Source organism: uncultured Acetobacteroides sp. (genome assembly GCF_963667355.2).
GTDB lineage: Bacteria > Bacteroidota > Bacteroidia > Bacteroidales > ZOR0009 > Acetobacteroides.
Genome location: NZ_OY763328.2, coordinates 2,433,408 through 2,459,512 on the forward strand (window position 1 = coordinate 2,433,408; position 26,105 = coordinate 2,459,512).

Sequence of the window (26,105 nt, forward strand, 5' to 3'; positions counted from 1 at the left end):
GCCGTTGGTATGGCTGCGCTTTTATGTGGTGGTGCAAGCTTGCTGCTTAATTGCGGTTAGAGACCGCTACTTAAGTTCGACGGAATTGCAAATTCCGCCGAGCCGCGTGCTTTGATTAAGCTATGCTGAGCAGGGCTCGCTCTTAATCGTGTCGATGTGGATACTATGACCTTGTAATCAAGATAGCTCAGGTGGGATCGAAATCTATGCCAGCCTTTTTCGCTTGTGCAATTTGAGATTTTCTTTCGATCGTATAGGCGATGCCTTCTTTTACAAAGTTGGCACCAGTCTGCTTGAACCAAAAAGGTATTCCGCTTTCGACGCAAGCTGCCCTAATATTTCTAACCCAATCAAAGTTGCATGTGCGAGCGTTACCCCCAGATTCGCCACCAACTACTATCAACTCTATCCAGCTTCCTATCCAAGGCTCTAAATCTATTGATTCTAATAGGGGTTCGCAAAGAAGTGATTTATGCTTAATGGCTAGCTTTTTATATTCTGGAAGGCGAAGATTAGCCTGTCGCTGATTCTCCACGGTACAGCTAATTGTTACATTGTCATACCCCTCTCCCCAATCTTCGGGAAGGCATTGCTGAATTCGATAAACCCTCTTAGTTGGGATGAAAAAGTGGAGATCCTTTCGTTTCTGTATAATTTGCCATACTATTGGCCGCCAGCTATCCGCCTGTTCTATAAAAAAATCGGATGTAAAACATGTCCACACCCTGCTTCCTGTTGGAATTTTGTACTCTCCATTTCTGTTCTTTTTGAGTGGGAGATCGAAGTTCTGGGTTTTACTTACCTGGCTGCTATCAATACCCCACTTTTTATCCCCGCGAAAAACATAGCAGTTCTTGCAGCCTTCACTTATTTTTGTGCATCCATGCCAAGGATTCCAAATTACAGGCATCTATTTCTCCTTAGTTTTTCTTGCTAAGCCCTCCGCTACCAGGAGGTACGACGATTTAACCAGCTCCATTACCAATTCGGCTGGCATATCTGCATTAAGCTGTATGCTAATCCAATGCTTTGGACTGAGGTTAAAGGGATTCCCAACAGCGCTATACCTATCTTTCAGCTCCTCTATCTGATTGACACTGCATTTTATTGTACAGCTATCGAAGCGATCTATGTCAAAGAAGCAAAACATTTTGTCTTTTACATAAAAGACAAGAATTGATCTTGAATGATGAAAAAATCCTTCAAATGGCATTGCCTCCCTTGTGTTCGGTAGCTTTAAGCAGTATTCTCTGAACGTCTCAGCATCCATCTGTAGCTTATTAGGGTTCTAGAATTCTTCGTTAAGGATATTCCTTTCTTTTGCCGAAAGGCTCTTTACAACTAGGTTGTATGATTTATCAACAAGCTCCTTGATCTTCGTATCTGGTATATCACTATTAAAGTAGACACTAATCCAGTGCTTTTTATTCATATGATATCCTGGCGTAATTCCTTTATACTGTTCCTGCAGCATCAAGGATTCTTCCGGGTTGCACTTTAGGTTACAAAAATCGAAATTATCGACGTTAACAAAACAGAACCACTTCGTTATCACGGAAAATACAAGAATATTTCGGTCATATTCCGTGCTTGCCTTTTGAAATGGCAGCTTGTCGTGTGCTCCCTTTAACGAGAGGCAGTATTCTCTAAAACTTTCAATATCCATAAAACATAGATTTGTTGAATCCCAAGTACATTAAAAAATCAAACCTGCTCTTTTCATCCCTCAAAAGCAGGTTTGATACAGGGATATCGCTTTTACATTTATCGCTTAGGAACTGAAGGAAAACTCAGCCGTATTCACCCCCAACCCCCTAAAGGGGGCTACGGTGCAGCACGTATCGTAACCAGAAGCCGAATTGTGCTCGAGATTTTACATGATGGTTGAGCTGCCGCGAAGTCCCCTTTAGGGGATTTAGGGGTGTATTCAACGTTTAGCATATCCTAAAAGCGAAATCCCTGAGGTTTTGATACCTATAGGCTACGCTGCTTAAACAACTTGCTTATCCGGATCAAATGTCATATCCATAGGGCGTACAAATGACCAGTGCGTATGGATCACCTTCCATTCGTTGTTTTCATTCAACCTGAACACGGAGGATGAGTTCCAGCGGTGAACATCTTTCGCTACATAAGCAACAAGGTTGTAGCTTAGGGTAGCCGTGTCTTTGGACACTTGAACGAGGGGGTTCAAAATTTCATACTTTTCCGAATGAACCAATCCTTTAATACTATCATAAAAGGCTTTCATATTTGAATGTCCATCCAACCTCTTATCTTTTGCAGGATCGAAATATGAGAGATCTTGCTCATCGTACATTTCGAGGTAACCATATGGATCGCCTTTATACCATCTGTCTAAGGCTGCTTTTTCCAAAGCAATTATGGCCTCTGCTACTTTGCTATTTTCTTTCATGGCAGTGTGATTAATTTTAATAGTACAAAGTTAGCGGCAGCGCAAGGTTTTCTTGTAGCACAAACAAAGAGGAAAATGTCACATAACGTGCCAACCTATAACGTATGTGATGCAGCGAGCTATGAGCTTGCTAGTTTCATATCTAGGGTGATTAAAAGCCAATCTGGTTTTTTTACCTTTGTTTACTACCGGAAATACCACTTAGTAACCGCAGAAGTGCGATATTGTTTCGGATGAATAGCACTCTCATAAGGCCTTCTTAATGCTTGTAGGATGAAATCAATACACCTGTACAACTTTTATAAAACCAAGTATGGTAAAGAACTCCTTATAGATGTGGTCCCTTTAAAAGATATGAAAAAATATATCAGCAGTACTCCCGTACATCGGCTGTCGTACTATGATCTGACATTGATTACCGAAGGCACCGAGAAAATCACGCTCAACCAGCACCAAATGTGTATTGTTCCGGGATGTATCGCCTGCTCGGTACCTGGAGATGTGTGGGGGTGGCAAGCTGACAGCTCGCTTGAAGGATATGCCCTTGTGTTTGAAAAAGAGTTTCTCCTTTCCTTTTTCAATGACCGTCATTTTCTAGAAAAATTCCATTACCTCAACAGAGAGCATAGATCCCCCTTTTTAAGATTGGAAGGTGAGCTCCTTGGCCAGGTCGAAAAGCTATTCGTGCAGATAAGAGCTGAAGTGAAGTCGTATGTTGAGAATGAAGATCATGTACTTAGAGCATTGGTTTATTTGGTGCTCGGATTACTAGAGCGTGCGAGTATTGCTGATGAGGAGTCCTCACTTTCGAGCAGCGAATATATCATGAATAGGCATGTGGCCGCATTTGCGGAGCTTGTTGAGGCTAATTTTAAGACAAACCGAGAGGTAAATTTCTATGCCAATCAACTCTGTATTACCTCAAATTATCTAAACAAGATAACCCATCAAATACTTGGAGTCAATGCTAAGACCTACATTCTAAAAAAGGTAATTCAAGAAGCTAAAAATTCTTTAGCCTATACCACCCTCTCCATAGAGGAAATCAGCGAAGAGTTTGGGTTCAATAACTCCTCTTACTTTATTCGATTATTCTATAAATATGCTGGGGTTACTCCAAAGCATTACCGGATTAATTATACGAGCTAAAGCAGGAACGATTGCCTCCGAAGTGCCCCCACTAAGAGTTCAGCGGATGGGCATGCACTTCCTACGAGCGAACCATTCGCTTTCGCACACATGCTTTTCTTGCCCCCCCACACTTTCATATGAAAAGATTATTCTAACATCTTTTTTCGATGTTTAAATCCCCATTCAAATAGTGCATCAATTACAGGTTTCAGCGATTCAGAATACTCAGTCAATTCATATTGAACAAGAGGGGGAAACGCGTCAATTGTAACACGTGCTAATAGTCCATCTCCAACCATTTCTTTTAATTCTTTAGCTAAACTTTTATCTGTTAATCCTGGAATCTCATTCTTAATGTCTTTAAATCGCTTATTTCCATAATACACCGCTGCAATGATTGGAATCTTCCATTTTCCATAAAGTACATCAAGCGAATCTCTAATAGCAATCATTTTTTTTTTACATTTTTCCTTGTCTTCGTTACCTGAGTGTAATTGTTTATCTGAATCATTCATGGTTTAACATTTAAATTAACTAGAGTTCGACGTAAAACAGTTCAATAAATACTATAAAAAATGAGGATTCCCCATTGTGTTTAAGTGTCAGATGTTTAAATGTTTAAAACAAATAAAACACACGCGCGTGATTTCTATTGATAAACTTACAGAAATTTATTGTATTGTAGACGATTTCTGCATTGATTTTAATAACGTTAAGTCGGGTCATGTAATTTCAAATGATAGCACTAAAAAGTCTAGAAGCAGAATATCTACTCTATCATATAGTAAAGTAATTACGATTTTGATAACACCTTCAACGTGAATTTCCTATAGTCGTTTTGTGGAATTACAACCGGGAGCAATTATGCCAATGACTATATTGTTGAAAACATGCTGTTTGGGTTAGTGTTCTGAGGTTTCTTTTATTGATTCCACTCCTTTAAAGATGTGTCATTCCCAAAAGAGAGTGTTTCAATGAAGCTTTTAAAGATATTGCAACGAAAGGACAATGTTCTATTGGATATAATTTTTTGATTGAAATTACATCTGACTATCAATGATAAAGGTGAAATTGTAGATTACATGCTCACTCAAGGTAATGTGGATATATGTTATCTGGGTCAATTGCATATTCATTCTTTCCTAAAAAACATCTCTAAATATCGAAATGATTGAAAATAGCGCATTAAAGCAAAATGCTTAAATCGAACTCATGTTAAGCTACTTTCCTTTTAGATAGTGCTTTCCCCAGCGAAAGTATCGTTAATCAGGTCGCAAATGTGAATAATTTTGTCGAGGAATTAATTTAAACAACTACCCCAATGAAAAAGGTTATAGCAATAAATGGAAGCCCTCGGAAAAATGGAAATACGGCAACATTACTGAATCATGCTCTTGAAGGAGCAAAATCAGCTGGAGCAGAAACAGAAATAATACATTTATACGATTTGAATTATAAAGGATGTATCAGTTGTTTTGCCTGTAAATTAAAAAACAAAAAGTTAATTAATCAGTGCAGCATGCAGGATGAATTGACACCAATACTTGAAAAAGTAATGAAGTGTGATGTTTTAATAATGGGTTCACCCATTTACGTATACAATATATCTGGGGCATTACAGGCTTTTAAGGAGCGTTTAGAGTACATGAACTTGTCTTATGATCTTAATGATAGGAATCAATTTAAAGGACAAATTAATGTTGGCATGATTTATACAATGGGGATTTCTATTGACTCAATGATTCAAAAAAATATGGACTCTATGTTCAAGTTGCATGCTGCATTGGGTAGCTCAGTTTTTAATGGTAAATGGGAGTATATGACTGCAAATCAAACAACCATATTTAAAAACCCATCAAGATATGTAATTAGCGATGAAATTGAAAAGAAGCAGAACGTTGCACGAGAAATACAATTTCCAATTGATTGCAAAAATGCTTTTGAAATGGGTAAAAATCTTGTTGAATTGTACAAATGAATATATAACCATCAATTAAACAGGGGCGGTGACGCCCCTGTTTAATGTTCCTTGTTTGGCGAAGGTACCTGCCCATATCCGTCAAGCTAAGGACGGGTAGGCAAAGAAAGAGGTGCTTGCCGCACTTTGCAAATCCGACTCACCCCCAATCCCCCTCTCTCCGAATGGCATTAGAGAGCCTGCCCATACCGTAAGCGCCTACTTGCCATTCGCAAAGAGGGGGCTGCGGCACGGATATAGGCTGCAGCTTAATCGGAGCGCAGGAAGTCCCCTCTTTTGGCCGAGCAGGCGGCGCCTGAGTAAAGAAAGCAGAAGCGGTAACGTTCTTTTACTGGTTAACCAACCACTCGGCTAAGAGAGGGGATTTAGGGGTGAGTTGGGAATGGGCATGGCAAGGGGGACTTCCTTGTTTGGCGAAGGCACCTGCCGATAGCCTTCAAACTAAGGATGGGTAAGTAACGAAAAGGGTGGCTAAGCGCTTTGCAAAACCGACTCCCCCCCAATCCCCCTCTCTCCGAATGGCATTGGAGAGGCTGCCCATACCGTAAGCGCCTACTTGCCATTCGCAAAGAGGGGGGGGCGGCACGGATATAAGCTGCAGCATAATCGGAGCGCAGGAAGTCCTCTCTTTTAGACGAGCAGGCTTCGCCTGTTTGGATAGAGCAGCAAAAAAAAAAGCGTAGCCGTTGGTATGGCTGCGCTTTTATGTGGTGGTGCAAGCTTGCTGTTTAATGGCGGTCAAAGACCGCTACTTAAGTTCGACGGAATTGCAAATTCCGCCGAGCCGTGTGCGTTTAATTTAGGCTACGCTGAACTAGGGGCAACAAGTGCTTGCTGGCTTCCGTTCTCTCAGCCTGCTTTGCGGCTGCTGTGGCGCAGAAAACTTCCGCTTACCACTTCACCCGCTTGTTGACTATACCGTGTGTTGGCAACATTTTTTTATTCATTCCTGTAATAGTTAGAAGAAATATCATCCTTCAACTTTGATATCTTTCCCATCTGTTCCAGTCTTACCAGTTCATTTTTAATTTTATCTTCAGTCCATTTCTCTTTTTTCTCTTTTCTTGACTGAGCAAATTGATTCAATCGCCAAGTGTCAAATCCGTCAATTCTGTCGTTCAATCCAAAGTCAAAATCAATTTCACAATTTTTCCGTTTAGCATACAGACCTATTCCATGAAAAGCATAATGTTGAAGACCTTCGATTTTACCGGATCTTATAATAGTGCCATCTTTAGATGCTATTAATAAATCTTTACGATAATATTTCTTGTAAAAACAATTGGCAGCATATTCTGCTTCTCTCAGAAAATCATCAATTAACAGTTCAATTGTTTCCATGTTCATTTCTTTAATTGTTGCCAACGGTTGGCGGTATGAAACGTAGCGGATTGCGTGGCTGCGAACCTATCCCCCTTTACAGACCTTGCCTGCGGGATCTGAGCTTGCAAATTGCACCGAAACCGCTATGTTTTATGACCGCTTGTTACCGCTTGGTGTTTATTCAAATTCTAATAATCCAAAATCAGATTCTATAAAATCTAAATAGGGAGGAATAACTCTACTAGTTTTTGTTGGTTCAACTGTTAAATTCATCTTATCAGGTTCTCCTTCATAATATATTGAGCCATCTTCATCACAATTTACTATAAAGCCAGAAAAGGCAAAAGCTAACGATTTATCTCCTTGAAATGATATATTTAGATTGTTAGATGACTTTGTTGAAATATTATTACCATTTGAACTTATAGCTTTCTGAATCTCTGAAATATCAAATTTAAAATCACTTTCAGTCGATTCCTCAACACAAATCGAAAAATTGTCGCTTTTTATCACACTGTCAATTATAATACATTTTGCGGATTCATCTACAAACGTTTTATTTACAGGGTTATCCAAATTAAACTTTCGTTTAGACAATAAATCACATAATTTTCCGACATCAACAAAAGACCGACTAACATTTTGAAATGAAAAAGAAATCTTCTTCACTCCTTTAAATGCAAAATCAAGTGATGCTCCTTTAGTTCCAAAACCTTGTAAAAAACCGCCCATCACTTCTAATCCTAATTTTGCGTCTACTGATTTTGTCTTTGTAGCAGATAAACTTGCCATTTGAGAGACTTGTTCTTCTATCTCAATTTTTGTATTATCATTTAATAGATTCACAACATCTCCAATATATTTATATTTTTTCCTTACTTGTGAATAAACAATTATTGGTTTAATTCTCTCTTCTGGAATTCTAATTGGACACGCTTTGAATGTATCTCGAAGAAGTACTAAAAAATTATCATTGTTACAAAGTTTCAAAAAGCTCATATTTAAAATCTAAATTGGTTTGTTATAATAATTCTATATCAAGTGCAGCCCTATATTTAGCAATATCAATAGCATAAATACAATTCTCACTTTTCACACCATATGATACAAGTGCTACCACTTTATTATCTTGGTCTATTATTGGAGCTCCACTACATCCAACATAATTAGCATGTGAACCATATTTGTGGGATAATCTAAATACGTAAAATTCATCTTTTTTACCTATATATTCTAAATCACTCTCTATTCTGTGTTGAAAATCCATTAATTTCCCTTTTACTCCGTTGAATTTTACTTTACCATAAAAACCATACTTTTTCTCTTCTGATGGGATGTCTTGAAAGTTTGTTGAGAAAACTGTTCTATCACTTTCCATTAATTGATTTTGATTTATTATACCTAAACAATGCGTGGATTTAAATGTATCAGAAACTTTTCGGTAAGTAAAATCAACAATTTTAGGTTCGGTAAAACCTGTTCCATTAGGAGTTATTTTAAATTCTGCTAGCGGTTGCATTTTAATTGGCTGAAGAATAGTACCAAAATGATCACCAACCTTTTCAACTGCTTTAACTTCAACATTCCATTCACTCTCAGCAATGGATGCATGAGCGATTGAAACTAAAAAAACATTGTTTTTATAGTTTATTAAACAACCTGAAGCATTTGCTATAGGAATTTGCTTGTCATATTTCCATAAAGGAACGCTTGAAAGAACAATGTTTTCTTTCCAAGAATCTCCATATATTGCTTTATATAATTCCATTAATAAATTCAAATTTGAAACAACATTTCATTATCCAGATTTCTTCCTTACACTTGGCGGTAACTCGTTTATATATGCAACAAAGTTACCTAATATATCCCTATATGGGTGTATATGTGCAGCTATAGCTGCCTTTTACCTACAAACCGCAAATCCAACACCTCGAATAGGGCATAAACGAAGTGCTCTACCACCACCATGCTTACCTTAGGCTTACGGCTATAAGTTGGCGGGCAATTTAGTTATTATACGCTGCAGTTTTGCGGCAGGGGCAGGTTTATTTTAGCTTAGCCAGTAAAAGGGTAAGCCTTGTCGCAGCTATGTGGAGGTTTTTGCCCATAGCTGAACAGGCGAAGCTACGGGGTGGCTATAGCGCTTTGCAAATTCGACTCACCCCCAATCCCCCTCTCTCCGAATGGCATTGGAGAGGCTGCCCATACGGTAAGCGGCTATACTTGCCATTCGCAAAGAGGGGGCTGCTGCACGGATATAAGCTGCAGCTTAATCGGAGCGCAGGTAGTCCCTTCTTTTATCCGAGCAGGCTTCGCCTGTTTGGATAGAGCAGCAAAAAACAAAGCGCAGCCGTTGGTATGGCTGCGCTTTTATGTGGTGGTGCAAGCTTGCTGCTTAATGGCGGTCAAAGACCGCTACTTAAGTTCGACGGAATTGCAAATTCCGCCGAGCCGCGTGCGTTTAATTAGACTACGGCTAGTGAGGGGTATAGAGCAAGGCATGCTATAGTGCCCGTTTCCGAGATTCTACACCACAAGGTAATACCTGACAGGTTTTTGAATACCTGTCATTGGATGGTAAAATACGTTGATCTTCGGTTATAACGGACTGGTTTAACCTCTACGAAGTAAGGTGGCGACATGCTACAAGTCGGAATGCCCTACGGGCAACACCCCACTTGCCGAAGCCTGTATCAGCGCACGAGGCTCGGCGAAGTTTAGCTACGCCGAGCCTCGTGCGTTTCATTTATGCTACGCTGAACTAGGGCAGGAGTCTCAGTCGAACTGAGTTGGTTGACGGTTATTGTCCGTTGGTTGATTGGTTTTGTTTGGCATAAATCTTAATTGGATATTTGTACTGACAAATTAACCTATTAGTCATGAATGCTTTAAAAATAGCCACTCCCGAGAAATCGTTGATGCGGGATTGTTTTACGACGATACATTATTCTGATAGCTTTTCAGGAGAAATTATTTCCCGGCAACCCATACAAGTGACCAGTATTGCCCGTTATCTGCTGAATTATAATCCAACCTGGCTGGTTTGGCTTTATAAAGTGCGCAATTGCTTGGTTCGTCCGTTGGGTTTGCAAACCGGAGAAGAGGTGGAACAGCCTGTTTTGGCTATCCGAAAAGGTGAAAGAGCCGGTTTTTTTGATGTGCAGGAAGTAACCGACGAAGAGGTCTTGCTCTATGCTAGCGATAAGCATCTCTCGGCCAGCTTGTCTTTTAGGTTGGAGATACAACCTTATAAATATAAGGTGACAGTTACAACCAAGGTGTGCTATCATAACTTCTGGGGACGTGTCTATTTTTTCGTAGTAAAACCTTTTCATATTCTCATTATCAAATCGATGATAACTAGCATAACCAATGAATTTTCTGAAAAATAATTATGATGAAGAATTGCGTATTGATGCTCCGTATAGCAGGGGCAATTGACCTCCTGTTTGTTGTTTTTCACGTCTTGTTTAATAAGCTATTTGACTGGGACAACACACTAAGCTGCCTGTCGCAGGTAAACCGGTCAATTTTTTTGACTTACCATGCCATTGTTATTTTGGTTTTACTATTTATGGGAGTAGTGTCGCTTGTTCAGCCTAAAGCCATACTAGGCAGCTTGCTAAGATACAGTGTATTGGGAATGTGTATCTTATTCTTTGTCATTCGCATCGTAACCGAGTTTACATTATTTTCAGCTTTCCGCCAGCCATCCCCAGTGATCCTTTTAATGTGTGCGTTGCCAACTGTATGTTATACCGTACCAATGTTTTTTAGCCAGAAATATTAAACGAAACCTTAAAACTCCAAATGTTATGAAAATACTAAAGAAAGTAACTAACGGGATATTGCTTGTAATCATTGGGATCATGCATACCCAGTGCGCTTTGTCGGCTGGTGGTTTTGGCAAGCAATTTCACGGATTTGCCCAATCGGGTTTTTTTAAAATAAGCAGAGGATTGGAAGAATTTCCTGCAATGACAGGACGTACAAATTTTGAAACGTTTGCCGCTTTTTGGTTCTTTTATTTTGGCATACTAGTCATTCCATTAGGTTTGTTGGTGCACTCAATGGAAAGGAAGGGGATTGCCTTGCCCTATAGCTTTACCATATCCTACTTAATTATCGTACTAATTGGCAGCTACATGATTCCTTGTTCGGGAATGACGTATTTTATGTTGCCACAGGCGGTTTACATGCTGATAAGTAATTATGTAAAAGCTCGGAAAAGTCAAATGTCAAATTCTTGATATCCATGATATTTCTAATAACGAAAAATTAGGCTCTATAACGAATAGGGTGGGTATTCGTTCAGGGATTTCGCTTTAAAAAATAAAAGCACAAAATTCAGCTAAGCCTTGAATGCTGCTTATGATTTTAGCCGCGAGCTTTTATTCTTTTCTATCCTTTTTGTAGGGCAAAAAGGATCAAAAACCCTTGGCACGAATTAACTCGCTCAGTCGCGGAGGAATGGCGCTACCTCAAATGTGGTAATAGCCCTAAGACCGTTACAGCATTGAGGAACATGTGGAGGCGACCTCTCCCGCAGAGCGGGATGTGCCAGCTCAAACAGGGATTCGTGCCAGTCTGGTATGTCCCGTTGTCGGAACTTTTCGGGATGTCGGCTAACGCCTCCAGCTACGCCATGGTGTCTACGGAAGAAGGTTGTTTGGTGATACTACGCTTGCCTGCCGTTGTTAAACGAGCTAATATGGGAAACCTTTTTATTCTGAGGTTTATAAAGGCCTTTTCTAGAACAAGAATCTTAAAGGCGAAATCCCTGGGTATTCGTTATGGGCTAGCCCGTTTCTCAGAGAAGCTATTCAACCCCTTCGGGGTTGTTTTCATCTTCCAACCTAATTCCCCGAGTTTCACTCGGGGCTATTAAAATTCAATCCTTTCAGGATTGTAGCTTAGCCAGTAAAAAGCGAGGACTTGCCGCCGCTACGTGAGGGTTTTTGCCCGTAGCCGAGTTGGGGGCTACGCTCCGTTATGTAGGCAAAGCCTACAAGGATAGAAGCGACTGAGGCAGGAGCCTCAGCCGAACGGGGGGCGTTACGCTCAGGGGGGGACAACCCTTTTGCATATTTGATCTTATTCGTAGGTTTGCATCAATGCTTTTTGCCCGGAAGGGTACTGGGCGAGAAGGAAGAATTAAGCTTATCGAGGCAATGAAGCTGGCTTTAAAAATATTGATTCACGGCATTTTCTGGACGGTATTTGGGGCGTTCTCCGTAGTGTTGGCTATGTTATACTCTAGTATTGCCGATTTTGACGGAATTACTTTGTTAATCCCGCATTTGGCCTTAAATTTTATATGGGCGGCTGTTATCTTTTATCTGTTCTACGGGTATTTTATTCGTTATTTCGAGCAGCGGCAATTGGTTCGTTATCTCATTTATTCGTTGATATTAACGGTTTTGGTGTCGTTTGTCTTCCTCGTTGCCCATTGGGTTATTGCACCTCATTTTAAGGTACAGCGATTTAGTGTTTTCGGGCTTCCAGTTGTCGGCACTTTTATCATTGCCCAAAGCGGAAGCCTGGTGAGAGGCTTTGAGAATTGGTTTACCAACATCAAGGTGAAAGCAGAACTGGAAAACCGTAACCTGAAAAATGAGCTGGAAGTCCTTAAATCACAAATTAATCCTCATTTTCTCTTCAATACACTCAACAATATCGATTCGTTTATACACAGTGCCCCCGATGAGGCGTCGAAGGCGCTTATAACGCTGTCGGATATGATGCGGTACATGGTTTACGAAACACGACCGGAAAAAGTGCCGTTAACCAAAGAGGTCGAATATGTACAGAATTACATCCGGCTTCAACAGATCCGGTTTAAGAAGCCAGAATATGTAAAATATTCATTTCCTTGTGATTGTTCTAGCTATGAGCTGGCCCCCATGCTGTTCATCCCGTTTGTTGAAAACGCTTTTAAGTATTCTGCGAATAAGGGGATCGTGCCGGTTATCGATATCTCTTTACAATGTGACGGGAAGCAGCTGCATTTTGTTTGCCGGAATTATTTTAATGATGAGGTTTCCCAGCACGAAAGATCGGGAGGAGTGGGGCTTGAGAATGTAAAACGCCGGCTTGCACTTCTTTATCCGGGAAAGTATCAGCTCCATGTTTCGAAGGAAAACCATATCTTTAGCGTTGACCTAAGCATCCTGCTCTCATGAAATTGTCGTGCATTATTATCGAAGACGAACCGCCTGCCATTACCAAGATGGAAGGCTTTATTGCTAAAATACCTTTTCTGGAGCTGCGTGGCAGCTTTGAAGATGCCCTCTCGGGGATGCAGCATATGAAAGCGGATAAGGTTGATGTTCTTTTTCTCGATATTCAGATGGAGCAGCTTACCGGTATCCAGCTGCTGGAAGCGTTATCGGTAAAACCTTACGTCATCATTACTACCGCGTATGCCGATTACGCGCTGAAGGGCTATGAGCTTCGGGTGTTTGATTACCTGTTGAAACCATATTCGTTTGAACGTTTTTTGGATGCCGTGAACAAAGCTTATGACGATGCGCTGGCAAAGCAAATGAGCCCGGATACAGCTGCTAATATTTTTGTAAAAACCGAATACCGGCTCGAAAATATCCAGGTTGAAGATATCCTTTGGATTGAAGGAATGAAGGAGTACCTGCAAATTGTAACGCCGTATAAAAGGATTATGACCAAACAAAGCTTCGCTACAATGCTTGGTCAATTACCTTCCAATAAGTTTGTCCAGGTCCATAAATCATGGGTTGTAGCTAAAACGAAGATTGAATCGATAGAGCGCAACCGCATAAAGATTAAGGATAACATGATTCCGATAGGGGATGCTTTCCGGGATAATTTTTATGCGTTTATAAGCCATTCGGGCCATTGACTTTTATTCGATCTCGAGCGGTACCCTCCTGTCAAGCAAGCTTGCTGCTTAATGGCGGTTACAAACCACTACTTAAGCTCGACGGAAACGAAGTCCGACGTAGTCAATTGCAACCGTAGCGAAGCGGAGCTCGGCGTAGCCAAATTCCGCCGAACCTCGTGCGTTTAATTTAGATTGCGCTGAACTTGGGAGCAGGAGCCGCATTAATAATAGGCTGGAAGCCTTGCTCAACCAAGCGTAGCGAGGACGCTACGCTTAGCTTGGGGGGTCAAACCCGCTGCATTTGTTTCTTGAATCTACCGTTTTAAAAATCATTTTGTGAACTCCGATTTAATTAATCTACCTGTCTTGTAATCTAGTTGACAGATGAAACAACTAAAATTCCATAATTTATTAGATTTAGAATCCATAAACTCAACATAGAAATCAGCACTTGTATTTGTCGGATGTTCAGCAATCCATATCAAATCTCCATTATTATCAAACGCTCTGCAATTATTAAATTGTCTATGTTTTGGAACTAAATCATTAAAGTCAAAAATCACAATTGCTTTATTATCTATAATCCGAGCATCTTTAATCGAGAACTCCATTTCAAGTTCCTTATCATCAATTCTTAGAAATTTATCTTTAAAATCAAGGTGTTTCATTATGGTTGTGCTGTTTTTTTTAATGCCATGTAACGGGGAACCAACAGCGGCAGCTTTTCATGGTAAAGCTGCCCTTCAAGCGTAGCCTTGGTGATAATTGTTACGGCCGGAGGCCTTGGTTGCTAGAGCGTAGCGAGGACGCTACGCTTAGCTGAGACCGCTTGTTGGGCGCTGGTTTTTTTAACTGTTCACTATTCTCACAAATTCTGTTATCAATTTATTAGGTTTCTCGAATGTTGAATCAACTTGTGGAACGAATACTGTTGCTATAAAAAATGGATGATTCCTTAATTCCAATATCCGAATTGCATTATCCTTATCAAATCCACTTACCACAAAGTCACTGTGTTCAAATACAAATTTAAAATCATTATTTAATCCATAACTACAAAAATAATCACCTTCTATCTCACTTGAATTATAAATCCTTTGAGCGATTGAATCCTTAACCAAAATCACTTTATCTTTTGTACCCTTTAAGGAACAAGACATTTTACTTATAAATTGATTATCTAAATCTGATGAATACTCGGCATGTTGAGCATTCTTAAATCCTGATACATTACGTGCATACTCGATAATCGTATGTTGATAACCAGCACAAGTTCCAAGATGCGGAATCCTATTTTCTCTGGCATATCTTATTGCGTTTATTGCTCCATCTAAACTATTAAATGGACCTCCTGGTGCACTCCAGATGCCATCAAATCCATTTAATATATCCATATAATTATCCGAATCCAATTGTTCTGTGTCAATCCATGTAAAAGCTGTATCAAATCCTAATAATCTATTTGAGTGATTAATCGAATCAGCAATTGTTGATTGAGTTATCGAGTTATGAAAGTCTCCTATTATACCTATTGTTCTGGTCATATTATAATGTTAATATCCTTAATGCTCGTATTTTCAAACTTGCGCCCAACTCGTTTATATATGCAACAAAGCTACCTAATATATCCCTATATGGGTGTATATGTGCAGCTACAGCTGTCTTTTACCTAAAACCGCAGACCTGTAGTTCCGAACGGGGCGTAAACGATGTGCCCCCGTTCGCCGTAGCCTACATCAGCGCTCAAGGCTAGTCGAAGTTTTAAACTTCGACTTTACTAAGTAGCGGTCTGAAGACCGCAATCAAAAGTAGTAAAAAACAAAGTGCAGTCGTTGGTATGGCTGCGCTTTTATGTGGTGGTGCTCGTTTTGCCGTTTAGTTGCGGTCAAAGACCGCGACTTATGTTCGACGGAATTGCAAATTCCGCCGAGCCTCGTGCGTTTAATTGAGATTGCGCTGAACTAGGAGCTACGTTTAGCGGAGGTTAGCCCTTGTCGTTTATGCTTTTATCATTTGAATAGCACCAAATTTAGTTTTATTAATTTTGCCAAAACCAAATTTCACCTTATCTCCTTCTTTTAATTGTTCGAATTTATGTCCAACTAAACTTGCTTCACGAAAATAAATTCTGCCTTGAATTTGGTCTGAATCATATTTTATGTATCCGTATTTTGATTGGTCATTATATAATTTCAAAATTGTACCTGTGTATCCTTTGTCTTTGGGGTCAAGATTTATTATTTCTAACGGTGTATAGGCAGCTTTTACTTTTGCACCAAAATCAGAAAGTGTTTTCGGACGACTTTGTTGAAAATGGCTTCTATATCCTTTTAATTTGTCAATTTTCCTCTTGAATCTAAAATGTATTCGTTCAGGAAAGTTAGCTAATCCAAACTCGCATATTTCAATAGCTACGGGTTTATTGTTAATACGATAGCAAGTATCTATTAAACTTTCTATTGCTAAGGTAATGTCATTAAGTTCTTCCGAGCTTAAATCTTTCGTGATATTAATGTGTTTGAGTTGTGCAAAGAGTATATGACCATAATTGTTGTATATTCTTTGAAGTTGGTCTTTATTTTTTTGTCTATTGTTATTTTCTCTTTCAAACTTATCATTCCAATAGAAACTTTCTCTCATAACAATTAACGCAAGCAAATGTAGTTTCTCATTCTTTGTGATACTTACGTTGCGCGTTGAATTTTTTGCATAAAAACTCTCAAGAATCCTAATTGATTTTTCTTTGTCTAAACTCCAAGAATAACTCGAATATCGTTTTAAAACTTCAAACTCATAATAATCATCAAAATATTCGTCAAATAATTTTATAGCAAGCTCTTTTTCCCCACGATGATTAAAAAGGAAATCACCTAAATCTAAAAGTGCTTCAAATTTTACGTCATACGAAAACTCTTTCCCCTGTCTTAATATTTCTCGATACTGCTGAACTGTTGTTTCTGGATTTGATTGATGGCGTAAAGTTTTTACGTGTGTTAATAATGCTCTGTCGGTATCAGTAGTAATATTTGTTTTTATCCTTTCATAAAATGCTCTAGTACCACTTCGGAAACCTTCATTTCTCTTGTTGTATTCTTGTTTCATAATTTCAAGAATATCTTTCGAGTCAACTTTGTAAGAACCGTCTTCGTCAACTTCAATTAAGCGAAGCTTAACGAGTTTGTCCAATGAATTATTGAAAACAGCTTCGTCTTCATCTTTTTTATTTAAGATGAATTTTATGTGTTTGACCAAACTTGTTAGGGAATCTTGTGGTGTAAGTAAGCCAATAACAGTAAAAATATCTTGTGCTAATTTATCTCCTTCAAGTTGTTTGTAGTTTCGACCATATAAGAACTCATTTCTTTCAGAATGGGAATTAACGCGTTTCATATCTTTTAGGAAGTCTTCAGTAAGTTTTCCTTTCTGAACGAAACAATTTACGAAGCGGATAATTTCAATGGGTTTACCAATTGTTATTTTATGAATTTCCTTCTTAATATCTCCTTGTCTAATTTCAGCTTCAACATCTTTTAGCTGTAATGGCGTATAGTTGTGTTCAAATGTCAATACCTCATTAAGGAATTTAATTGTGTTAGATATATCCAACTCATTCGTTTGAATGTCATCGCCAATTTTTAGAAAACTATTTCGAGTGGTAATGATTACTTTGTGGTAAACAGTATTTAATTGTTTAATGAATTGAGTAATTTTTTCTTTGTCCGTATCATCAAATGTTTCGTAGTCGTCTATGACAAGCAACATTCTGGATTTTTCATCAATGATTTTTTTAGTGTCTGTTGAATCTTCTGAATAGATTAGTAAGTTCAATTTTTTAATAAGTTCTTCAAAACTGGTAATGCGATTCTCCGTATTTATAGGAACAATTTTTCCTGTGAACTTATTCAATTCTCTATCTTTTGCGGAAAGAAAAATTATAAATTCAAAAGGTTTTTTCTCATTGAGAGAAAGCTCTTCGCATATCTTTTGAACTGTAGCTGTTTTACCGTTCCCACCGTGCCCCCATAATGTAATACATACAGATGATCCCTTTTCTTTACCTGTTAGAAAATCGTAAACTTTTTCTTTTATACTTCCAACCTCAATGTATCTTTTATAGTTGGGGTGAAATACATTTATAATACAGCCGTTGGGTTGTCTTTTTAAAACACCGTTATTAGCACTAAATTCGAACTCTTCCCAACATTTAGTGAAGTCTTTATCTGATTTGTCAATTCTGTTATATCTAAGTTTACCAAGTAGTGCTTGTTGAACGTTCCTAAATACAAACAATCCGTCTTCATTAGCTTCTATGTGGATAAATGGCGATAAACGAGAATAATTGTTTGGTTCGTATGAAGCATAAAGATTTTCGAATTCAAACTCATAGATTTCTTTCGAACACCGCCAATTACTTCTAATGTCTCCCTCGTAATCATATATTGTTCCAATATATTCTTGAGTAGTTTCATCAAAACCTTGACAGACTATCAAATCAGTTTTTCTACTTAAAATTTGAACTCTTAGATTCAATAGTTTCTGATACCATACATCGAATGAATTAGAAAAGTTGTTTAAATCATCTTCAAAACTATAACCGTGTCCGATTAAATCATTTCTGAGTTCGGCATATTCGCTTAATTCGGGTTTAGTGTCTTTTTTAGAAACAGATTGAGATAACTCATTAGCAATGTCAAGTTTTTGAATTATACTTGCAATTGTTCCAATTGAAGGTTTTTGGATTTCCTTAATAATATTTCCTTGAAGAACAAAATCAGTAATTCCTATTTCTTCAAAATTTTTGTTCCAAAAATAGGAAAGCAACAAATAAAAGGCATATTCTACTCTGACTTGATGATAAACTCGAGCCTCGGCTGTACCTTCAAATCGCCTTATCTTTTTTTCAATTGTATGTAAAATATAGTCCATATTAATTTGTCTTTCTTGTTATGTTTTATTGGGTCGTCCTTAGGGTGACCGCTAATTCGTTTATATATGCACCTCCATCCTCCCTAAGGTGTATATCCCACCAAAATTTGTAGTGGTATGTATACCTTTTCCGCAAATGAGGTGCATCTACTATCTAACCGCAAGCCCACCGCCCCGAACCGGGCGCAACCGAAGTGTTCCACTGTTACCATGCTTAATATAGGCTTACGATTATAAATAGGCGAGCAATTTAGCGATTATACGCTGCGGTTGTGCGGCAGGGTCAGGTTTATTTTAGCTTAGTCAATAAAAGGGCAAGCCTTGCCGCTGCTATGTGGAGGGTTTTGCCCGTAGCCGAACAGGCGAAGCTACGGGGTGGCTAAGCGCTTTGCAAAACCGACTCACCCCCAATCCCTCTCTCCGAATGGCATTGGGGAGGCTGCCCATACTGCAAGCGCCTACTTACCATTCGCAAAGAGGGGGGTGCGGCACGGATATAGGCTGTAGCCTAATCGGAGCGATGGAAGTCCCCTCTTTTGGCCGAGCAGGCGTAACCTGAGTAAAGGAAGCAGAAGCGGCAACGTTCTTTTACTGTTTAACCCACCACTCGGCTAAGAGAGGGGATTTAGGGGTGAGTTGGGGATGGGCATGGCATAGGCAATTCCTTGTTTGGCGAAGGCTCCTGCCGATAGCCGTCAAGCTAAGGATGGGTAAGCAACGAAAGAGGAGCTTGCCGCTTCGCAAAACCGACTCACCCCCAATCCCCCTCTCTCCGAATGGCATTGGAGAGCCTGCTCATACTGTAAGCGCCTACTTGCCATTCGCAAAGAGGGGGGTGCGGCACGGATATAGGCTGCAGCATAATCGGAGCGCTGGAAGTCCCTTCTTTTGGCCGAGCAGGCTTCGCCTGAGTAAAGAAAGCAGAAGCCGAAACGTTCTTTTACTGGTTAACCAACCACTCGGCTAAGAGAGGGGATTTAGGGGTGAGTTGGGAATGGGCAGGCATATGGTCTTCCTTTAAGAATGGTATCTTTTAGCTTGACGGCTATGGGCAGGGGACTCAGCCGAGCTGAACTCGACGAAACAGAAGCTCGACGTAGCCTATTACCATCGTTGCGAAGCGGAGCTCGGCGTAGCCAAATTCCGCCGAGCCTCGTGCGTTTAATCTAGCTTACGCTGAGCAGAGGAATTGCTACTGCCCGCTATGGGGATTGTATAGCTTCCAAGAACATCCTTATATACAGCTGCGAGAATATTGAAGCTAATGGTAATCTCACGATCTACGACTATCATTCCAAACATTGCTGTTGGCTGTTTTATATTAAAATCGGTCATGCTAATAACCTGACTACCTACTATCCTAAACGTGTTATGATCTACCTGCTGAAGAAGAATGTCCACTCCCACGTTGCGGGTTGTGCTGGCAATCGTCATGCTTAAGGTGGTTTGATATTTTGCTGTTCTATTTGGATATCGCGCAACTAGCTTGGCATCCTTAAAGCTTAGCATAATAAATGGGTACCTATCGGCCATAAGGGATCTGTTCAGATCTTTCTCGATTAGCTTGCTGCCGCAGCTGAGCGATTTTACCAGCAGATCGACATCGGCATGGTAGAAATCTACTACATTAACGCCTTCGGGTTCGAAAGCTAAAAAGGATCCTTTACGCGGGATATTGGCCGTATAGCATCTAAACGTGTTAATGTTGCTTTTACCAGAGATGGATATCTGGCTACCGGAAAGTATTTCGTAGGCATAGGTGTGAACGTCGGGGTTGTTGGATGCCCCAAGAGCTAAAAAAACAGCCTGTAGTAGAAATATCTGTAGCATCAGCAATCCGCTAAAGTAGGGCAGGGAGGTCTGCCAAGGTAAACTCCCTGCCCAGCAATCAGGTATATCACTTTTAAAATAATAAGCACAGAATTCTTCTAGGGCTTGAATGCTGGCTATGATTTTATCTGCGAAGTATTTATTCTTTTCCGTTCTTTTGGCTGGCCCAAAAGAACCAAAAGGCCTTGGCACGAATTAACTCGCTCGGTCGCGGAGAAATGGCGCTTCCTCAAATGTGGTAATAGCCCTAAGACCGTTACAACATTGAGGGTCATTGTGGAGGCGACCTCGCTCAAACAGGGATTCGTGCCAGTCTGGTATGGCTGCGCCATGGTGTCTACGGAAGAAAGCGGTTGGTAACACTACGTTTGCCTGCCGTTGTTAAGCGAGCAAATATGGGCAACCTTTCTATTCTGTGGTTCATAGAGGACTCCTCTAAAATAAAAGTCATAAAGGTGAAATCTCTGGCTCTGCACTTTTTCATTTAGGTAAGTGTTAAAACCCCACCACTGCTTCTACGACAAACCCGTCGAACTTGGCTCCGTTGTAGATGTTATTTGCAGGGAAGCCATCGTACGTTTGCTTCACGTATTCAGCTTTTAGCAGTATGTTTTTTGTAAAGAAGTAACCTGCAGCAAATGCCTTACGGGTGATGTCGGCATCCATTGCGGTTGGAGCGAGCTCTCCGCTAAGCCTGTTATAGCGAGCGCCTACGTAAAAGTTTTCCTTTTCACCAAAGTAGTAGAGTAGATCTCCTGCAATTTGGTGTACCGTACGCTTGTCCACCTGGGCTACGTCATTGGTGTATGGTCGTCCTTTTGCCCATTCGTAAGTGCCAAAGAGCTCCAGCCCGCGGTACTTGGTGAAGATGTTGCTCATTAGGGAGCTAACCTGGTAGCTGAAATCGGGGGAGTATCGGCCGGTTGCCATGTTTGCGGTTAGATCGGTGGAGCTGGTAAGCACGCCCCAGTAGCTGGATCCACCACGGTCGCCCGAATAGAGCGTATTGCTGGTTGATCCGCCGTTGAAGTAGCCCGATTGGGTAACGCGGAGGCGCCACCCCTCTACAGGGTAGCCGTCAAAGCCAAGCTTGCCATAAACGGAGGGTTTCTTGCTGCGGGTTTTGCCCGTTTTGGTGTTGGTCTTCTCTATAACATCGCCTTTAAGCAGGCCATTGCTTAGCCCCAATACGCCAATCAGCCCGTTGTAGTGCACGTTAACCTCACCGGCAATTTCGGTGGCAAAACCATCCATGATAAGGTTTTCGGCAAATGGGTTAAGGATGGCGTTCCCGTTATCGTTGCGGCGGAAGTGGGCATCACCGTAGTTGACCTCCATGTGGCCTACCTTGATGGTGGTATACTTCATCAGGTTGTCGAAGAGCTCTCCCTTAAGGAACGGAAGCTTATCCATTTGGATGTAGCCCCCTTTTACCCACGTATCGTTATGATGCCTAGAGGCAAGGTAGAGGGTGAGGTTGAGCCTAACGCCATCGGCGAGCTGGGCGTCGAAGGTCATGTTTGCAGCAGCAAGACCAAAGCCGGGCTCAATCTTAATGGGCTTGTTCTGATCGACGCCACCTACCATGTTTGGTGTTGCCGTATTGTGATTCTTGAGCGTTTGGAAGGCCTGCATGAAACCTGCGCCAACCCTTAGCTTCTGGCCACCATACTTTACCGAATCATCCTTAGCTGTTTCGAAAAGATTCCTTCCGTTCTGGTCGTTTCTGTTGAAGTACTGCATATCGGCAAGCTGTGCCGATGCACCGAAGGAGCCTCCTACAATAAGGGCAAGTACTAGCGCGTATCCTACTTTTGATTTCATCGTAGTGTGATTTAAAATTAGAACCGGGTTGCCAGCCATACGCTGGTTGGCATACTACTACTTCTTAAGAAGAAAGTAGATGTTTACTGTTACGTCGTTGGCGGTCTTTAGCGTGCCAAGCAGCGCTGTTGGAGGCTTTAGGTTAAAGTCGCTCATCCTAATTTGCTTTGATGTGCGCACCTCAATTTCGCCACTGGCAAGTGCCGTTGCCTTTACCAAAAACTCAACCGGTACGGTGGTGGTTTTTATGGTAATGTTGCCAACAAGGTTGATGGTTGATACATTCCCTGTGGTTTGAACGCCATTTACCTTTGCCAGCACAAACCTAATGTGGGGGTAGCTTTCGGAGTCGAAGCACTCCTTTATCTTTCTGTTCATAATACCCCCCTTCGAGCCGGCAAGCGAGCTGGCATCTACATCTACCACCGCTGCTTTAATGCCTGTTATCGTATTGTTCTCCACGACGAAGTCGGATGATCCGGAGAGCTTTCCAACTACCGCTGTCCAATCGTGGATGTTTGATGTCCCCACTATTTCCACCTTTTGGGATCTTATCGTATACCTGACCTGTGCAGCTGCAAATTGGCAGCTAAGCATAGCAAGTAGCACAAGCGTGAGAATGAAATGTACGGTTCGTCTCATGGGCTTCGATTTTTATTTTGCTGATATGTAAACGATAATACTGCACCTGATGTTAAGGTGATTAGTTTAAAATAGGGTATAAATAGTAGCTGGCGTACAGTATGAGGTAGAGCTGCCTTACTGGCGCTTATACCGACTGCTTACGCTGTTATGGTATAAACAGTCTAAATAAGAATAGTAAAAGGGGGATTTTTCTTGTTTGGCGAAGGCTCCTGCCTTCGTCAACTCTATCATTGCAGGCTATAGCCTCAGAATAGATTCGGCTGAGGCAGCAAAAAACAAAGCGCAGCCGTTGGTATGGCTGCGCTTTTATGTGGTGGTGAAAGCTTGCTGTTTAATGGCGGTCAAAGACCGCTACTTATGTTCGACGGGATTTACAAGATGCGCCGAGCCTCGTGCGTTTAATTTGGACTACGGTGAACTAGGGGTGAATAAGCGAGTCTATAACCACTACATCTATTCTTGAAACTTAATGTTTCCTGAACAATAAAAATGCTCTATTTTATTAAGTTCTTTAAACTTTACATCTTCTATAATTAGCTGATCACTATAGATAAGCAACTCCTTTAATTTCTTCATTTGAAGCAGTCCTTCAGAAAGTTTCTCTAGTTTTTTGCCATTAATACTAAACTTTTTAATTTTTTTTAAATGGCCTATATCATCTATCAGTTTACTAGACGTAGTCGTGAAATGGAGTTCTTGCAATGTGTCCTTATGTAATAATAGTGCATCAATATATCCTGAAACATCTTCATCTGTATAAATAATTAATCTTTTAAGAAGGCCTTTAAATTCTGGCATCGAAAGAACTATTCGCATCTCATCTGAAGTTAGCTTCTCACGGATTGTCAAATAGTGAGGCTTTTCAAGATATCTTTTATAATAGCCAAGGAACATCTCCTCCCTAAATTGATTTTTACTACTATTAAATGTGTTCAAGAAGAACTTTGGATCTGCGTTTTCTCGCTGTACGAACGTGTAGGCCATCTGAGCTACATCAAATTCGGGATCTAAGGAATGGTAATAGTTAAATTGACTTTCGCCATACAATCGCATATTTGTTCTATCCGACAGTATTTTTTGTGCATCAGCCGATAGTTTTGCCTTCAAAAGTTTCTTTAGCCCATTTTTTACAGAATCAACTCTGGATGTCTTTGCAACCACCATTAAATCTGGCAGCAAAGCTTCAGCGACACCTCCTCCTTTTACCATTTCTAAAACTAGTCTGTCGTTCTCTTCCTGATTCGAGAAAATCAAGTTTCTTAGGCTTTGCAGCTCTGGTGTTTCCAAATTTTGGATATATCCCGGTCGTACATCCTGCACAAATTTCTCGATCTGGTTTTCTGATATATAGAATCTTTGTTTGGAAGTGAATTCTTCTGGCAGATCAAAGTTTGTACCAACAATTAAAACATCAACATCATTATCTATTTTTGACTTAAATTGCAATCCGCATTCAGACAGCTTATTTTTATAGTATGTTTTTGCATTTTGAACTTTACCAAGAATTCCAATCGTTTTTTCTTTTAGAAAATCCATATTTACCTCAAAAGGCTCGTTTATCAAATCCAATCGTGATAAAGCATACTGTCGTACGTTAAAGCTTTTACAATTTAAAATATCCAAAAATAGCCGCTTCTTATCTATAATATGCTGTTTCGTATAATTCTCGAAGAGCAACAAGCCTATAAGCTGCTTTGTTTCTTTCTTCAAGTTGTCATCTAATGTAACTTTTGTTAGATCCGACACATATAAGGCGACTTCCTTTCTAAGGCAATTCTCAGAAATGCTAATTGTTGCTAGGCGGTTCCATAATAAAATGGAAGCAGGTATTTTAGACACCTTTGAATCGATACAAAGGCTTTCCAATTCCGAAAAACTATCCCAAGCAGGTATAACAAGATTCGGACATCGATCTATAAATAGAGATTTTATGGCAGGACAATCTTTCCAAGACTCAGGGAATGTTTCCAGCAGATCGTTCTCTTTCAATTCAACTGTTTTGAGGGCGCTGTTGCTTTCACTAAAGCAAGGTAAAACCTTAACATTATGACACCTTTTTAAACTGAAGTCTTCCAAGGAGATAAGATGCTTCCATTCTGCCTGCCCTAAATTGGATTGTACGCTAGAAAGAAGATTGATTTTTTTAAATACCGAAAGCGAAGAAATATTTTCCGTATTCAGATAGTTCGTTTCTAAAGAATCAACAGCTACCTCTGGCATATCTTTAGGCAACGAGCAGTTTTGGAGCTCCACTTCCGTAAGCTGCATAGATCGGAAAAGTTCCGCCCTAAGCTGAACAATTCCTTCGGTATTTAGGATGGAGAGCTTATGCAGGTTCGGCATCGATCCTAGAAATCTGTCGGGCGAATAATCTAAGCCGCATTTGTTCAGGTAGAGTTCTTCAAGATTATCTAGTGATGAAAATATAAAGTTTTCCGACGAAGACGGTTGTCCCACATTTGTCAACCAAACGCTTCTCAATGCGCTACATTTTCCTAGATTTTTAGGAAAATAATCGAATCCACGCAAGGACAGTTTCTCTAAAAATCTATTGTGCTGAAAATCTAACTGGGTTTTAACCGGTATTTCACTATCATTAATCCATACATTCAACTCCTTTAGGTTCGGCATCTTTGAGGTATCCCAACCTAGCTCCGAACTTTGGGTGGTACATGTTAATTTTTCTAGCTTCTCGGACTTTGATAGATCAACAGCCTCTTCGCAAAGGTATAACTCGAGATGTTTTAGATTCGGTAACTCAAATAGCCCTGAATTTGGCTTAATATGGTTACAATGTAAGCTTACAGCTTCTATTTGGCTGTAAGAAGGGATGTTCAATTCAAATTTTTCATCTGTCTTCCCCAAAGAATGAATTGACAGACGTTTCAAAGAAGGCTTAAAAAGAATGGAAGGTAACCCCTCCAAGAAACTGTGCTCATCAATTAAGACCTCCTCTAGGTCGAAAGCTTCTAGCACCTCTTTAAAGTATTCATTCTGCCTCTCCTTTAGTGCCCGAAATTCGCCTTTAGCGAACTCGAAGCTAATCCCCTTCAAGTTGGGGTATAGTCTTTTTAGATCTTCAACTTTAAAGGGCTTATTCAAATAGATTGCAACCTCTTTTGTGGCAGAATTTGTATACCACGTAACTCCATATTCTAGACGACTAATCATAG

21 protein-coding genes are annotated in these 26,105 nt (G+C 40.2%); 6 read left to right on the plus strand and 15 right to left on the minus strand.

Annotated elements, in window-relative coordinates:
• Positions 1-187 precede the first annotated feature (187 nt).
• From ACHZA1_RS10080 to ACHZA1_RS10095, 4 genes are all read right to left on the minus strand, one after another.
• Positions 188-910 carry a DUF5131 family protein gene (locus tag ACHZA1_RS10080; RefSeq protein WP_320051752.1) on the minus strand — a complete coding sequence of 241 codons (723 nt, stop codon included), beginning with the start codon at positions 908-910 and terminating at the stop codon, positions 188-190.
• Entirely contained in the window at positions 911-1,270 is a 360-nt protein-coding gene (locus ACHZA1_RS10085) for an MmcQ/YjbR family DNA-binding protein (protein ID WP_320051753.1), read from the minus strand.
• 18 nt (positions 1,271-1,288) lie between these two features.
• The gene (locus ACHZA1_RS10090; protein ID WP_320051754.1) at positions 1,289-1,666 is read right to left on the minus strand and encodes an MmcQ/YjbR family DNA-binding protein; all 378 of its coding nucleotides are present in this window, start codon (positions 1,664-1,666) and stop codon (positions 1,289-1,291) included.
• Positions 1,667-1,990: 324 nt separating this feature from the next.
• Positions 1,991-2,416 (minus strand): DUF4440 domain-containing protein, encoded by a 426-nt coding sequence (locus ACHZA1_RS10095; RefSeq protein WP_320051755.1) that lies wholly within the window; start codon positions 2,414-2,416, stop codon positions 1,991-1,993.
• Between the two features lie 273 nt (positions 2,417-2,689).
• On the opposite strand from ACHZA1_RS10095, the gene ACHZA1_RS10100 reads away from it, so the two are divergent.
• The gene (locus ACHZA1_RS10100) at positions 2,690-3,565 is read left to right on the plus strand and encodes an AraC family transcriptional regulator (RefSeq protein ID WP_320051756.1); all 876 of its coding nucleotides are present in this window, start codon (positions 2,690-2,692) and stop codon (positions 3,563-3,565) included.
• Between the two features lie 128 nt (positions 3,566-3,693).
• On the opposite strand, the gene ACHZA1_RS10105 is transcribed toward ACHZA1_RS10100, so the two are convergent.
• Positions 3,694-4,062 carry a helix-turn-helix domain-containing protein gene (locus tag ACHZA1_RS10105; protein ID WP_320051757.1) on the minus strand — a complete coding sequence of 123 codons (369 nt, stop codon included), beginning with the start codon at positions 4,060-4,062 and terminating at the stop codon, positions 3,694-3,696.
• 806 nt (positions 4,063-4,868) lie between these two features.
• Here ACHZA1_RS10105 and ACHZA1_RS10110 point away from each other — a divergent pair.
• Positions 4,869-5,525: a flavodoxin family protein gene (locus ACHZA1_RS10110; RefSeq protein WP_320051758.1), complete on the plus strand. Its 657-nt coding sequence runs from the start codon at positions 4,869-4,871 to the stop codon at positions 5,523-5,525.
• A 939-nt stretch (positions 5,526-6,464) separates the two neighbouring features.
• On the opposite strand, the gene ACHZA1_RS10115 is transcribed toward ACHZA1_RS10110, so the two are convergent.
• The 3 genes from ACHZA1_RS10115 to ACHZA1_RS10125 all read right to left on the minus strand — a co-directional run bounded on the left by ACHZA1_RS10115 (position 6,465) and on the right by ACHZA1_RS10125 (position 8,616).
• Positions 6,465-6,866, minus strand: a complete 402-nt coding sequence (locus tag ACHZA1_RS10115; RefSeq protein WP_320051759.1) for a DUF6896 domain-containing protein — start codon at positions 6,864-6,866, stop codon at positions 6,465-6,467.
• A 159-nt stretch (positions 6,867-7,025) separates the two neighbouring features.
• Positions 7,026-7,838, minus strand: coding sequence for a hypothetical protein (locus tag ACHZA1_RS10120; RefSeq protein ID WP_320051760.1), 813 nt, complete (start codon positions 7,836-7,838; stop codon positions 7,026-7,028).
• Between the two features lie 31 nt (positions 7,839-7,869).
• The gene (locus ACHZA1_RS10125) at positions 7,870-8,616 is read right to left on the minus strand and encodes a hypothetical protein (RefSeq protein ID WP_320051761.1); all 747 of its coding nucleotides are present in this window, start codon (positions 8,614-8,616) and stop codon (positions 7,870-7,872) included.
• Between the two features lie 1,111 nt (positions 8,617-9,727).
• On the opposite strand from ACHZA1_RS10125, the gene ACHZA1_RS10130 reads away from it, so the two are divergent.
• From ACHZA1_RS10130 to ACHZA1_RS10145, 4 genes are all read left to right on the plus strand, one after another.
• Complete coding sequence (locus ACHZA1_RS10130) at positions 9,728-10,240, plus strand: DUF2867 domain-containing protein (protein WP_320051762.1); 513 nt, start codon at positions 9,728-9,730, stop codon at positions 10,238-10,240.
• 423 nt (positions 10,241-10,663) lie between these two features.
• Positions 10,664-11,098, plus strand: a complete 435-nt coding sequence (locus ACHZA1_RS10135; protein ID WP_320051763.1) for a DUF6463 family protein — start codon at positions 10,664-10,666, stop codon at positions 11,096-11,098.
• 921 nt (positions 11,099-12,019) lie between these two features.
• Positions 12,020-13,030 (plus strand): sensor histidine kinase, encoded by a 1,011-nt coding sequence (locus ACHZA1_RS10140; RefSeq protein WP_394701024.1) that lies wholly within the window; start codon positions 12,020-12,022, stop codon positions 13,028-13,030.
• Between the two features lie 47 nt (positions 13,031-13,077).
• Entirely contained in the window at positions 13,078-13,725 is a 648-nt protein-coding gene (locus tag ACHZA1_RS10145) for a LytTR family DNA-binding domain-containing protein (RefSeq protein WP_320051765.1), read from the plus strand.
• A gap of 311 nt (positions 13,726-14,036) precedes the next feature.
• Here the strand turns inward: ACHZA1_RS10145 and ACHZA1_RS10150 are convergent, their stop codons facing one another.
• The 7 genes from ACHZA1_RS10150 to ACHZA1_RS10180 all read right to left on the minus strand — a co-directional run bounded on the left by ACHZA1_RS10150 (position 14,037) and on the right by ACHZA1_RS10180 (position 26,103).
• Positions 14,037-14,375, minus strand: coding sequence for a hypothetical protein (locus tag ACHZA1_RS10150; protein WP_320051766.1), 339 nt, complete (start codon positions 14,373-14,375; stop codon positions 14,037-14,039).
• A 180-nt stretch (positions 14,376-14,555) separates the two neighbouring features.
• A complete protein-coding gene (locus ACHZA1_RS10155; protein ID WP_320051767.1) occupies positions 14,556-15,251 on the minus strand; it encodes a hypothetical protein in 696 nt (231 codons plus the stop codon).
• A 454-nt stretch (positions 15,252-15,705) separates the two neighbouring features.
• Positions 15,706-18,633, minus strand: coding sequence for an NB-ARC domain-containing protein (locus ACHZA1_RS10160; protein ID WP_320051768.1), 2,928 nt, complete (start codon positions 18,631-18,633; stop codon positions 15,706-15,708).
• A 1,161-nt stretch (positions 18,634-19,794) separates the two neighbouring features.
• On the minus strand, positions 19,795-20,463 hold the full coding sequence (locus tag ACHZA1_RS10165) for a YceI family protein (RefSeq protein WP_320051769.1): 669 nt from the start codon (positions 20,461-20,463) through the stop codon (positions 19,795-19,797).
• Positions 20,464-20,958: 495 nt separating this feature from the next.
• The gene (locus tag ACHZA1_RS10170) at positions 20,959-22,287 is read right to left on the minus strand and encodes a hypothetical protein (protein WP_320051770.1); all 1,329 of its coding nucleotides are present in this window, start codon (positions 22,285-22,287) and stop codon (positions 20,959-20,961) included.
• Positions 22,288-22,344: 57 nt separating this feature from the next.
• The gene (locus ACHZA1_RS10175; RefSeq protein WP_320051771.1) at positions 22,345-22,929 is read right to left on the minus strand and encodes a YceI family protein; all 585 of its coding nucleotides are present in this window, start codon (positions 22,927-22,929) and stop codon (positions 22,345-22,347) included.
• Between the two features lie 456 nt (positions 22,930-23,385).
• A complete protein-coding gene (locus ACHZA1_RS10180) occupies positions 23,386-26,103 on the minus strand; it encodes a hypothetical protein (RefSeq protein WP_320051772.1) in 2,718 nt (905 codons plus the stop codon).
• Between the last annotated feature and the right edge of the window lie 2 nt (positions 26,104-26,105).